The sequence below is a fragment of the Methylobacillus methanolivorans genome, from assembly GCF_044751345.1.
In the GTDB taxonomy this organism is placed as follows: domain Bacteria; phylum Pseudomonadota; class Gammaproteobacteria; order Burkholderiales; family Methylophilaceae; genus Methylobacillus; species Methylobacillus methanolivorans.
In genome coordinates, this window is sequence record NZ_JBIWXY010000001.1 from 1,210,041 (window position 1) to 1,222,921 (window position 12,881).

Below are 12,881 nucleotides of genomic sequence, written 5' to 3' on the forward strand. Positions count from 1 at the left end.
AGGGAGTTGTTTCAAAAATATGTCTAATTATTTCTGATAGTTATATTAATTTTTTCAATTTGTACAAAATATCCAGTGCTTGCCTTGGTGTCAGCTCATCTGGCTCAATCTGATCCAGCTCGGATACGGCAGGATGTAACTCTGGCTCGGGTGCATTTTCCACTGCAACAAACATGTCTCCCTGCCCTGCCGTTGACTGCTGCAACACCTGGCTTTGCTCCAATTGCATCAATTTGCGCTTGGCGGCGTTCACCACCGCTCGAGGAATACCCGCCAGCTGCGCCACCTGCAACCCATAACTCTGGCTCGCAGGACCATCTTCTACATTATGCAAGAACACGATACCACTACCATGCTCAACAGCATCCAAATGCACATTGGCAGCGTGCTTGAATTCCTCACTGATCCTGGTCAGCTCAAAGTAATGCGTGGCAAATAGGGTATAACTACGGTTTTTTTCCAATAGCTGTTTGGCTACCGCCCATGCCAGCGACAAGCCATCGAAGGTAGATGTACCACGCCCGATTTCATCTAGTAACACCAGGCTTTGCTCAGTAGCATTGTGCAGGATATTGGCAGTCTCGGTCATTTCCACCATGAATGTGGATCGCCCGCCAGCCAAATCATCCGATGCGCCAATGCGAGTAAATATACGATCTATTGGACCAATCTTGGCTATTTTGGCCGGTACAAAACAGCCACAATGCGCAAGCAGAACAATCAATGCCGTTTGCCGCATATAGGTCGATTTCCCCCCCATATTAGGGCCGGTAATCAGTAGTAACTGACGATACGGTGACAACACGACACTATTGGCGATAAAAGGCTGCGTCAATTGCTCCACCACCGGATGGCGACCATCCACAATAGTAAGTCCAGCCTCTTCAGTAAACTCCGGGGCAACGTACTTCAATACGTCAGCACGTTCGGCAAACGCTGCCAATACATCCAGTTGGGCCACCGCCTCCGCATTACGTTGCCATGTAGCCAATGCCGGTTGCAATTGTTCAAGCAATGCATCAAACAAGGCTTTTTCACGCGCCAACGCACGATCATTGGCCGACAACACTTTATCCTCGAACGTCTTCAGTTCGGGAGTGATGTAACGCTCCACATTCTTCAGCGTCTGCCGACGGCGATACTCTGCAGGCACCTTTTCAGCCTGCGCCCGGCTGATTTCAATATAGAAACCATGCACACTGTTGTATTCCACCTTGAGATTGCTTATACCACTACGCTCGCGCTCCAGTGCCTCAAACTTGAGCAAGGATTCGCCGCAATTGTTCTGGATGCCTCGCAGATCATCCAGCTCCGCATCGAAACCATCAGCAATCACCCCACCTTCGCGCAACACTGCCGCTGGCTCATCCTTCACTGCAGTGAGCAAAAGCTCCAGGAAGTCTTGTGCTACATCAAGCTGCTGCGATAGCGCATGCAATAGCCCGCTATCCCCTAATTGCAACGATTGCTGCAACAACGGCAGTTGGCGCAAGCTATCACGCAAGCCGGATAAATCGCGCGGACGAGCCGTCTTCAAGGCAACGCGCGTACTCATGCGCTCAATGTCCCCAATATTGCGCAACACTGGGCGTAAGGCATCGTATTGCACATGCAAGCTAGTCACGGCCTGCAAGCGCGCTTGAATATCAGGTTGATGCTGCAAAGGATGATGTAACCAATGGCGCAACAAGCGCGCGCCCATGGCTGTCACAGTGGTATTGAGCAAAGAATATAAAGTAGGGGCAGACTCTCCACGCAAGGTCTGGTCGATTTCCAGGTTACGACGCGTTGCTGCATCCAGCTGGATGAATTGGCTACCCTGCTCTACGGTGAGCCCCTGGATATGTGGCAAGCTGGTGCGCTGCGTATGCTTGACGTAATCCAGCAAGGCCCCAGCCGCCATGATGGCTGCTTGCATATCTGCACAACCAAAGCCATCCAAGTCGTAAGTATCAAACTGCTTGGTCAGGGTTTGTAATGATGAATCCAGATCAAACTGCCAAGGTGCTAACCGCTTTTTGGAACACTTGACAGGTGCCAGTGCAGCATGGGAAAAGTCATCAGGATAAAGAATTTCAGCGGGGCTAATACGCTCTAATTCCTGTGCCAATACTCCAGATGCTATCTCACTCAAGATAAAGCGCCCCGAAGCAAGATTGATACGCGCCAATCCCAGCACACCGTCACCCTGGGCAATCGCCAGCAGCAGGTTATCCCGTGTATCGTCCAGCAAAGCCGCATCTGTGAGCGTGCCTGGCGTCAGGATACGCGTCACCTGACGCTCTACCGGCCCCTTGCTCTTGGCCGGGTCGCCCACCTGCTCACAAATAGCAACAGCCTCACCCAGCTTAGCGAGCTTAGCTAGATACTGCTCGGCAGCATGATAAGGCACCCCCGCCATACGAATAGGCTCACCATTCGAACTGCCACGCTTAGTCAACGTAATACCAAGCAAACGCGCAGCTTTCTCCGCATCGTCATGGAACAACTCATAAAAATCCCCCATGCGGTAGAACACCAGCATATCGGGATATTGCGCCTTGATACCAAGATACTGGCGCATCATGGGAGTATGTTGTTCTAATGAGGAATTATCTGTATGACTCAAACTGATCGCCTATTCTGAGATGCACGCCAATCGCGGTACTTCAACACAAACCGTGATTATAACGCTGCCTTCACCATGCCCACCACGCAAAAAAAAACGCCCCGATAACGGGGCGTAAACACAACTACTCCAGCAAACAGCCGGAGGAAGGATGCTGTTAACTATTAGAAATCGTAACGGACACCACCAAATACTTGGCGTTGACGACCAGCTACCATACCGTCTACACGGCTAGCCAAATACTCCTTGTCCCCCAGATTCTGACCACTTACGAAGAAGGTCGCCTTGCTGCCGACTGCACGGTAACTCACGGAAGCATTGACCAATGCATATGAGGGAATATCTCCAGCTAAACCTGACAAAGCTGCATCAGTCGGGTGCAATACCCGCGCAAAAGTATCTACTTCTTGACGGCTTACATAATCAACACCGATACGTGCATCTAGCCCTACAGGGTGAGAATAACCAAAGTTAACAGATGCAATATGACGCGGGGCATAAGGCAGGCGATCACCACTGACAATACCGTCTTGAGCTCTTAGGCCATTCTTTTTGAATTTAGCTGTGAACAAATTGGTATATGAGCCAGTAACATAGAAATTGTGTGGTGTATCGTAAACCTGACCAAAATCAATACGTCCACCTAACTCAATACCGCTTTGCTGAGATTCACCGCCATTAATGTACGAGCCTGCACCATTATTAATGACAATCTCTTCAAACTTGGTATGGAACAAGGTAGCTTCATAGCTAACGCCACGGAAGTAATTAGAACGGATACCCAACTCCCAATTAGTGCTCTCTTCTGGCTTAGTTTTGACAACCATCCCACCTGATGCAATGTCTCGATCAGGTCTTGGAGGTGCAAAACCTTTATGTACTCCAGCAAAAATCGTCGTATTTTGGATTCCATTCCATGCGATACCGAATCCAGGCAGGACTTTAGTCTGATTATTAGTCAACTCAGAACCCGCATGCGTCTGAACTACACCTCCAGCCCGAACCACGTCGGTTTTAATCCGAATATCTTCTACCCGCACACCAGGGGTCAATGCCCAATCCCCAATATAGAAAGTATTCTGTGCATAGTATGACTTTGCCTCAACATCTATTCTCACATCCTCATGGTGAGTACCAAAGGTTTTAGCTCCTGACAAGCTTTGCCCTACGGCCGGATTTACTCGATATTGATTCCGCTCTATATCTTCTCTATGCCAACGAAAACCAATAACTGCATCGCTTTCTATACCCCAAAGGCTATGACTAAAATCTAGACGCGGTTCAATACCATAATATTCGTAATCCCTAGGCCTCCAGCGACCTCCACACCTTGTAGCATTGCCCAGATCATTTCTTAGCGATGAAGGATCGCAGTTACTCAATCGGGAAAATCCAGTTGATGATCCTGGAGTATCCTCATCATAGCGTCCAGGAGTATTAATCTGCCTGAATGATGCCCGAGAAGTCTCGGAATAATATACTTGCGTACTGAGCTTAGCCTTCTCAGTAATTTCAAATATATGCTTTAGCTGCATAGTCTTACGTGTTTGATTGAATTGATCCTGATCACCAGTAGGTGCTTGATATTTATCTTGCTTCCACTCCAGTTCACCCAAGCCAGTTTCAGAAATACTGGACTTCTCTTCATACCAACCCAACTTAGCAATCAAGGTATTTCGGTCATCCAGATTCAACTGCCCCTTCAAGGTCAGTTCATTGATCTCGAAATCGTGATTCTTGCGAATACCATCGCCTTTACGGTTCACAGCATCCAACATGATGCCGCCCCAATCGCCGCCTGTACCGATATTGACGTGACCACCGCTGAAATTGTTGTTACCAATAATGGCCATCACGCTGGCTTGAAACTCTTTAGGCACAGGCTTAGTGACGAAGTTGATCATGCCGCCCACAGTTTGAGGGCCATATAGGGTTTGCCCAGAACCTTTGACAACTTCAATGCGACTGACACGATCCAATGGTGTGGAATAGTGAGCAGAAGGATCACCATAGGGTGCCATGAACAAAGGCATACCATCTTCCATCAACAAGGTACGCTGCGTACGGCGTGGATTCATCCCGCGAATACCAATATTAGGCGCAAGTGCGAAAGCATCCTCACCCACAATGTTGATACCAGGGACTTGATTCAATGCTTCGCGCACACTGAATGGCTGGCGAGCCTTCAATTCTTTCTCATCTACTACATTGAAAGATCCTGGTACAGCTTCCAGGCGGTCCGGCAAGATGCTGGTGACTTTGACCTTGTCGGCAACAATGCTCTCCTTAGCAGCCTCTGAAGCATCCTGTTGACTTGCCAGCTCAGCTGCAAATGCTGGCATGGTCAGAATCAAGGCCGCCATCCCCATCATTGGTTTTTTAATCACGTTTGAATTCCCTCTCAAAATCATTGATCGCTGGATAAAACTATGTTTTCCAGCACTTCTCCATAAATATCACCGGCATTCTTTAATTGTAAAAATTTGTAACCGAAGATAGGGTGAGAGTTTCCAAGGATTGGTTCAATCCAAGAAGAGGAATTAATCACAAATAATATTGGGAATAAATCCCGAATATGTGTTGAAAATATTTCAACGTAAATAAAAATTAATACCCACAAACTCAGGAAAAACTCACAAAGCCAGGCCTAGCAAGCGATTTCAGGAAAAAATCACTTCCAAGCAATGAATGATGTCTTCACAATATCGTGATAATGAGCACCATTCCATACCGCCCCAACCTGAGCACATTCTGGACACGCATTTCTCAGTCTGCCCGTGACTTCATTGTTGCCATGATTGTCATCCTGAGTGTTTTTCTCCTCTCGGCAAAACTGGATCTCTCAGAAAAATTCATTGCCTGGGCACTGGCTCACGAGTCATTGCAGCTGGATGAATTTCCCCTTGTCCTGTTCACTGCAGCATTTGTGGCTATCTGGTTCTCACGTCGGCGTATGCGCGAAGTCATGGCTGAAATCAATCGTAGGGAAGAAGCTGAACATGCTTCGCAGGAAAGCCAACGTATGTTCAAGACGTTGTTTGATCAAAGCTTATGCGGCAATTTCATTGCAGACACAAATGGCAACATTCTGTTCTGCAACCAAGCTTTTAGCACGATGTCTGGCAACAGCGAATCTACCCTGAACTTAAGAAAAGCGATTGGCAAACACTGGGATGAGCTTTGCAAGAAATTACAGTCTGTAGAAAAAGTAGATATTGCGGAGCTCACTGTCGCCCGGCCAGATCATGCCCCATGGATTGTCATGGCTAGGCTGACACGCGCTTTGGATAACCCACAATTGCCCGAAAAAAATATCTATGGATTTTTTTCAGACATCACTGAGCAACACCTCGCTGAGCGTGAGCTGGCAGTGTTACTGAAAGAAAATCAGGCCCTGGCACGCCATGCCATGGAAGTTCAAGAAGAGGAGCGCCGCAATATCGCGCGGGAAATTCATGATGAAATGGGCCAGTATCTCACCGCAATTCGCTTGGAATTAGCCAGCCTTCCCAAGGACAAACCATATCCCCTGGGAGAATTTTCTACTCGTATTCATTCACATGTAGAACATATTCAACTAGCAGTGCGTGGATTAATTCATCGCCTGCGCCCTACTGCGCTGGATGCGCATGGGCTTGTAGAAGCCATCGAACAACTTGTCAGTGAATGGAAGAAACAGCAACCTGGCATTGATTGCCAACTATCATTGGATAAAAGCTGCTTAAGCCTGCCAGAAAAAACCAGCATCGTGGCTTATCGCATTGTGCAAGAGTCTTTGACCAACATTGCACGCCACGCCCAAGCCAGCCACATCTCTATCAAGCTGATGCGCACCCGCGGAATTCTCTCCGACACAGTCACAATAGAAGTACGTGATGATGGTGTTGGCTTCAACCCTCACTCGCCCAGGGCTGGCTTTGGCCTCTCAGGCATGCGTGAACGTGTTGAGGCCGAAGGCGGCGTATTTAACGTGCACAGCAAGGTGAAAGGCGTCGTTATTTCGGCCACTCTCCCTTTTAGTACCGCCTCCAAGGCAATTCAAGAAAGTTAATAGATATGGCTCAAAAGATACTGTTGGCAGATGACCACGCAGTAGTACGTAGCGGTTTACGCACCTTATTGGAAAACGCCGGCTATCAAGTGACCGCCGAAGCAGAAAATGGCGAACGCGCCTGCACGCTATGGCAGGAACATCATCCGGACTTAGGCATTCTTGATCTAGACATGCCAGGTATTGGCGGGTTGGAAACCCTGCATCGCATTATTGCGAGAGATGCAAATGCACGCCTCATTATTTTCAGCATGCATAACGACAACATCTATGCTGCCCGCGCCATGCAAGCAGGCGCCAAGGGTTATGTCGTCAAAACTGATGCGCCGGAAGTGCTGCTGGAAGCGGTAAAGCAAGTGCTGCGAGGCGGACGCTATATCGGACACGAATTGGCACAACACCTCGCTATGGATCGCTTTACTCCTACCGAAAATCCATTGGAAAAACTTTCCCCTCGAGAGTTTGAGGTATTCCGCCGCATCGCTGAAGGCGTTTCGTTGAGCGGTATCGCTGAGCAATTGCATATCGGCTACAAAACCGCCGCCAACATTCAAACCCAGGTGCGCCAGAAACTCAACGTGCAGACCACAGGGCAATTGGTGCACATGGCGATACGCTTTGGTATTACTCAACAGCGCGAGTAATTTTCCGACAAAAAAAAAACCAGGTTTCATCCTGGTTTTGGTAAATCCTTAGTATGGAGTGAACAACAGGCTTGATGGCAGAACGTCTTACGAAAAATCCAAGCTGTTAAGTCACATCGTATGCTTAAGCTAATCAATCAGCTATTGCATTAATTCCCCAAAAATATTGGGAATTACTCCCGAAATAACATCCACTCATTCACACCACACCAGCACTACATTACCCTTCAATCACGCCATGCTTGATTGCCAAGCGCACCAGCTCAATAGGACTGGTAATACCTAACTTCTGTTTCAGCAATGTCTGGTAATTGGCTACGGTTTTCTGGCTGATTTTCAGAATAGTGGAAATCTCTTCAATCCCCTTACCTGCCGCCAGTAAGCGAAATACTTCAAACTCACGTGCAGACAATAATCGCGTCGGATCATCACTACCAGAAAGCGTCTGCAGGGCAATCTGCTGTGCAATGCCAGGGCTTAGATATCCCTTGCCCAGAGCAACTTCACGGACCGCCTGAACCAAGTCATCTGCCGCACCCGATTTAGCGACATATGCCCTCGCTCCAGCACCCAATGCCTGTGATGCAAATGCTGCATTTTCATGCATGGAGAAAATAATCACGCGCGCCTGAGGATAACGCGCAATAATTCTCCGCAAGGCTTCAAGCCCACCCATGCCAGGCATGGACATGTCCATCACAACCACATCGGGCAAATGTTCGCCATAAGATTGGTAAGCCTGCTCCCCGCTGTCGGCCTCAGCAATGACCTCAACACCATCATTCTGTTCAAGCAGGCGCCGCAAACCAGAGCGGACGACCTCATGATCATCCACCAACATGACGCGAATATTCACACTCATTGCTTTTCCCCTACTGATTCTTGTAATGGCAGCTCAACATTGATACGTGCGCCAGCAGCTAACGCACTTTCTAGTGAGAAATACCCTCCCAGGCCTTCTACACGCTCCCTCATACCAGCCAACCCAAAGCCGGATGGTAATTCTGCAGTATTGAATCCTCGGCCATTGTCCTCAACATCAATCCTGACCATGTTGCCCTCAATCCCTATGCGTATATCTGCCTGGCTAGCATGGGCATGTCGGGTGACATTGGTCAGACATTCCTGCACGATACGATAAATCGCAATCGCCGTGGTTTCATCCTCAACATCATCCAGTCGCTCCGGAATATCGAGATTGACTGTCACTTGCTGGTTGCGTTGCTTCCAGGTATTGACGAGGTCAGTCACAGCAGTGCTAAGACCAAACGCATCCAGACCCGAGGGGCGTAGCCTCTGCAACATATCGTGCACGATGTCCATCATCTGCCTGGCTACCACACTGATCGCTTTTGCGCTCTCTTTGGCACCATCTATATTCTTGGCGTTAAGGATGGCAGAAGCATCTACATGCACGGCCGTCAGATATTGACCAATTTCGTCATGTAAATCGCGTGCAAGATTTTTACGCTCATCTTCTTGCAGACGAATCATCTGCTGGGTAAGCCGATGGTTATTATGTATGCTTTTTTCCAAGGTTTCAGCCATGGCATTGAATTTACGACTAATCCCGGCCAACTCTGGCAATTCAAACTCTGGCAACCTGGCTTGCAAGTTGCCACGCTCCAGCTCGTTCAATGCAGTCATCACGCTATCCACTGGCCGCATTGCTCGACCAACAGCCCAATACACCAAGGCATTGACCGCCACAAAAAAGATTGCGACCAATAACAGTAGCCCCATGATGTCGCCGAGCACCTCCTGGATTTCATAGCTGGGGTCAGGTGTCACGACCAGTTCACCTATCATGCGGCCATTTGCAAATATCTTGCGACGGATTTCAGGCATAGCAGGCGAAATAAACCCCATCGCCCGTACTAACCAAGAAGCTGGCTCTTGCTTGTCGCCTTCAATATTGCTATCTCTTAACCGCCCATTTGCATCAAAAAACTCAATGCGTAAATGACGGACATTGCCCAGGCTGTGCAAGCGGAACATCGAGTTGGAATTTTGACCGTCGGTTTCCCGCAACCAACCAAAATCAGAGGTGTAGTGCAGTATTTCCGCATCCAATAGGTGCATAGCCAGCGTTGCAGTGGATTGCACTTCCGCACGCACATCATCTCGTGCGTTGTGGATCATCATCACTGCTGCCAGTAACAATACCGTTGCCAGCAACAAGGTAATGATCAGGTTGAGACGTAATTTTAGGTTCATCGGCGAACGTGATAGATCAGGCGGTTGCGAGTGATTGCGCAATTTAAATCAGTTCTCCGAAAACAGAAACGGGAAAAAGTCCCGACACCTATCCATTCAACACGAAATACAAATGAACATTTCCCCACTCCCAAGTGACACATTCCTACAGCAACGCAGTGATCGACTGATTAGAATGCTTCACAGAAGTTAAGAGTTCACTCCATGTTCTTTGCAACTTCTCCATAGTGTAGTGCCAGCGTGAAAACTCACGCTGGCTTTTTTTATGGGAAATTCAGATGAAAAAAGGGCAACATCTACTGCCCTCAATTGCTACTTCTTTTGGCTCTTCAACTCGTCAGTCAAATGTGGCGCCAGCACTTGCAGCATTTGCACAAATACCTTGGGGTTGGCGGCCACGATATTGCCACTGTCCAAGAAGCCTTCGTTACCCTCAAAATCGCCTACCAAGCCACCAGCTTCATGCACCAGCAAGGACCCTGCGGCAATATCCCAAGTAGACAAGCCGATTTCCCAGAACCCATCAAACCAACCCGCAGCAACATAAGCCAAGTCTAGCGCAGCAGAGCCGGGCCGACGCAAGCCGGCAGTTTTCTTCACCATATCCTTGAACATGCCGAGATAGGTCTCAAAATGCGTGAAATCACGGAACGGAAAACCAGTGCCAATCAAGGAGTCTTGCAACTTAGGGCGATTCGTCACACGGATGCGCTTATTGTTGAGGAACGCACCACCACCACGAATCGCGGTAAAAAGATCATTACGGCTAGGATCATAAATCACAGCACGTGTGATCTGGCCTCTTTGCCTGAGCGCAATCGAAACGGAATATTGCTGGAACCCGTGCAGGAAGTTGGTTGTGCCATCTAGTGGATCAATGATCCAGACATTTTCAGCGTCTTCGTCCTGCTTGCCACTTTCCTCGCCAAAAAAACCATGATCAGGATACGCATTTTTCAGCACATCAATGATGGCGGCTTCAGCAGCATGGTCGATTTCACTGACGAAATCGTTGTAGTCCTTGCTACGCACTGTCAAGGCACCAACATCCAATGAGCCACGATTGATAATATCGCCTGCACGGCGAGCGGCCTTGACCGCATTGTTCAACAAATGCATAGATTCTTTCCGTATTGATTTCCCGGCAAGCCGGGCTGGTTTTAAAGAACAGAGGCAACTTGTGCTTTCTTAAGCACACGCCCTAAACTGGTAAAATGCTATTTTAAGCTTTATTGCCATGACATCCAAACCCAACCTGCTACAAAAAATCCGCATCGTGCTCTGCCAGACTAGCCATCCTGGCAATATAGGCGCAGCTGCACGCGCCATGAAGACCATGGGACTATCTCAACTGGTGCTGGTCAACCCAAAAACCTTCCCCCATGCAGAGGCAATTGCCATGGCATCAGGTGCAACAGACATTCTGGAGCATGCCCTGGTATGCAACACTCTGGCAGAGGCACTACAAGGCACTACCCTTGCCATTGGCATGAGTGCCCGTCGACGTGAACTCTCACATGAATTGGTCTCCGCGCACGAAGGTGTACAGCGCGCAGTGGCCATAGCTCACCATGCCCCTGTTGCCATCGTGTTTGGCACGGAAATGAGCGGACTTTCCAATGCCGAGCTTGATCACTGCCAACTACTGGCTATGATCCCGGCCAACCCCGAATACTCATCACTCAACCTCGCTGCAGCGGTACAGGTGATTAGCTATGAGTTGCGCATGGCCACACTGAACAACCCACAGCCAGCCAGCACCGAACCAGCTCCCATGGCGACCAATGACGACGTTGAGCGCTTTTACACGCACCTGGAACAAGTATTGGTTGAAATTGGCTTTCTCAACCCCGCACAGCCCAAGCGCCTGATGCAGCGTCTACGACGGATGTATGGGCGCGCAGGGTTGGAAAAAGAGGAAGTGAATATCCTACGCGGCATACTCAGCGCCACACAGACACCTCACCCACCAGCTCCGCCTTCTCCCTGATACATAACGCCTGCATCGTATTTCAGAGTAAAATAGTAGGATGTTCAGCAAAATCAAAGAAGACATCAATGTCGTATTCGAGCGAGACCCTGCGGCTCGCACGCGCTGGGAAATTCTGACCACCTACCCTGGCGTTCATGCCCTGCTCATTCATCGCGTCTCGCACTGGCTTTGGCAGATGCGCTTTTATTGGCTGGCGCGATTCAGTTCATATATCGCACGCTGGCTGACCGGCATTGAAATCCACCCCGGTGCCGTGATTGGCAGGCGCGTTTTCATTGACCACGGCATGGGTGTCGTGATCGGGGAAACAGCCATCATTGGTGATGATTGCACGCTTTACCATGGCGTCACCCTGGGCGGCACCTCATGGAACAAGGGTAAACGCCACCCAACGTTATCAAACGGAGTTGTGATTGGCGCAGGCGCCAAGGTGCTCGGCCCAATCACGATAGGTGCAAAAGCCAAGATTGGCTCCAATGCCGTTGTTGTCAAGGATGTGCCGGACAATGCTACCGCCGTCGGCATTCCCGCCCGACTGATTGATCAGGAACAACCACGCCAGCAAGACGCTGTATCAGACAAGATCGGCTTCGCCGCTTATGCGGTGAGTGACAATATGAATGACCCTTTAAACAAGGCGATTCACACCCTGATTGAGCACATTGCCCTTCAAGATGCCCAGCTACAAACCGTCAAGGAGCAGCTTGCCAAGCTAGGCGCTGACATCGAAACGGATACAGAAGTGGGACAAGCTTTTGATGTGAACTCCATCAACAAAATAGTTGACTAAAGTGTTCAGGTATTCTAGAATTTCATCCTAGAAACTTGCCATGAAAAAGTCGCGACAATCCAGTAGCGGCGCACCATTCGAACAACTTTAGGAACTGAACATGCGATTAACCACCAAAGGCCGTTTTGCAGTGACTGCGATGCTGGATCTGGCCCTCAATGAAGAGGAAAAGCCAGTCACGCTGGCTGGTATTAGCGAGCGTCAAGGCATTTCCCTTTCCTATCTTGAGCAACTTTTCAGCCGCCTGCGCCGCAATGGCCTGGTAAAAAGCGTCCGCGGTCCAGGCGGCGGTTATCGCCTAGCCAAGAATCATCACGACATTTCCGTCTCCGACATCATTACCGCGGTGGATGAGTTGATTGACGCGACTCAATGTGGCGGCAAGGAAAATTGCCATGAAGGCAAGCCCTGCATGACACATGACCTCTGGTCCAGCCTGAATGCCAAGATACTCGATTACCTTTCTGGTGTTGCCCTGGCAGATTTGGTGGCCTCTCAGCGCGAAGGCAAGGAAATTCGCTTCACTGTGCGCCGCGAAAACTCACGCTCAGCCGTACAGGTTGCCGCCTAAATCGAGG

General features: G+C 49.3%; 10 protein-coding genes. 5 read left to right on the top strand and 5 right to left on the bottom strand.

Annotated features, from left to right (window positions below):
* Positions 1-40: 40 nt before the first annotated feature.
* Both mutS and ACIKP9_RS05650 read right to left on the bottom strand, forming a co-directional pair.
* Positions 41-2,566, bottom strand: a complete 2,526-nt coding sequence (mutS, locus tag ACIKP9_RS05645; RefSeq protein ID WP_400881876.1) for a DNA mismatch repair protein MutS — start codon at positions 2,564-2,566, stop codon at positions 41-43.
* A 206-nt stretch (positions 2,567-2,772) separates the two neighbouring features.
* A complete protein-coding gene (locus tag ACIKP9_RS05650; RefSeq protein ID WP_400880385.1) occupies positions 2,773-4,995 on the bottom strand; it encodes a TonB-dependent receptor family protein in 2,223 nt (740 codons plus the stop codon).
* A gap of 326 nt (positions 4,996-5,321) precedes the next feature.
* Between ACIKP9_RS05650 and ACIKP9_RS05655 the strand changes: the two genes are divergently transcribed.
* Both ACIKP9_RS05655 and ACIKP9_RS05660 read left to right on the top strand, forming a co-directional pair.
* A complete protein-coding gene (locus ACIKP9_RS05655) occupies positions 5,322-6,659 on the top strand; it encodes a histidine kinase (RefSeq protein WP_400880388.1) in 1,338 nt (445 codons plus the stop codon).
* 5 nt (positions 6,660-6,664) lie between these two features.
* Positions 6,665-7,303, top strand: coding sequence for a response regulator (locus ACIKP9_RS05660; RefSeq protein ID WP_230347730.1), 639 nt, complete (start codon positions 6,665-6,667; stop codon positions 7,301-7,303).
* A gap of 220 nt (positions 7,304-7,523) precedes the next feature.
* Here the strand turns inward: ACIKP9_RS05660 and ACIKP9_RS05665 are convergent, their stop codons facing one another.
* The 3 genes from ACIKP9_RS05665 to ACIKP9_RS05675 all read right to left on the bottom strand — a co-directional run bounded on the left by ACIKP9_RS05665 (position 7,524) and on the right by ACIKP9_RS05675 (position 10,639).
* A complete protein-coding gene (locus ACIKP9_RS05665) occupies positions 7,524-8,165 on the bottom strand; it encodes a response regulator (protein ID WP_230347731.1) in 642 nt (213 codons plus the stop codon).
* A complete protein-coding gene (locus ACIKP9_RS05670) occupies positions 8,162-9,520 on the bottom strand; it encodes an ATP-binding protein (RefSeq protein ID WP_400880391.1) in 1,359 nt (452 codons plus the stop codon). The genes ACIKP9_RS05665 and ACIKP9_RS05670 overlap by 4 nt, the downstream gene beginning before the upstream one ends.
* A gap of 312 nt (positions 9,521-9,832) precedes the next feature.
* Entirely contained in the window at positions 9,833-10,639 is an 807-nt protein-coding gene (locus ACIKP9_RS05675; protein ID WP_400880393.1) for an inositol monophosphatase family protein, read from the bottom strand.
* Between the two features lie 118 nt (positions 10,640-10,757).
* Here ACIKP9_RS05675 and ACIKP9_RS05680 point away from each other — a divergent pair, with 118 nt between their 5' ends.
* The 3 genes from ACIKP9_RS05680 to iscR all read left to right on the top strand — a co-directional run bounded on the left by ACIKP9_RS05680 (position 10,758) and on the right by iscR (position 12,874).
* On the top strand, positions 10,758-11,510 hold the full coding sequence (locus ACIKP9_RS05680) for an RNA methyltransferase (protein WP_400880396.1): 753 nt from the start codon (positions 10,758-10,760) through the stop codon (positions 11,508-11,510).
* A gap of 40 nt (positions 11,511-11,550) precedes the next feature.
* A complete protein-coding gene (gene cysE / locus ACIKP9_RS05685; RefSeq protein WP_400880399.1) occupies positions 11,551-12,303 on the top strand; it encodes a serine O-acetyltransferase in 753 nt (250 codons plus the stop codon).
* A 100-nt stretch (positions 12,304-12,403) separates the two neighbouring features.
* Positions 12,404-12,874: a Fe-S cluster assembly transcriptional regulator IscR gene (iscR, locus tag ACIKP9_RS05690; RefSeq protein ID WP_400880402.1), complete on the top strand. Its 471-nt coding sequence runs from the start codon at positions 12,404-12,406 to the stop codon at positions 12,872-12,874.
* Positions 12,875-12,881: the final 7 nt, after the last annotated feature.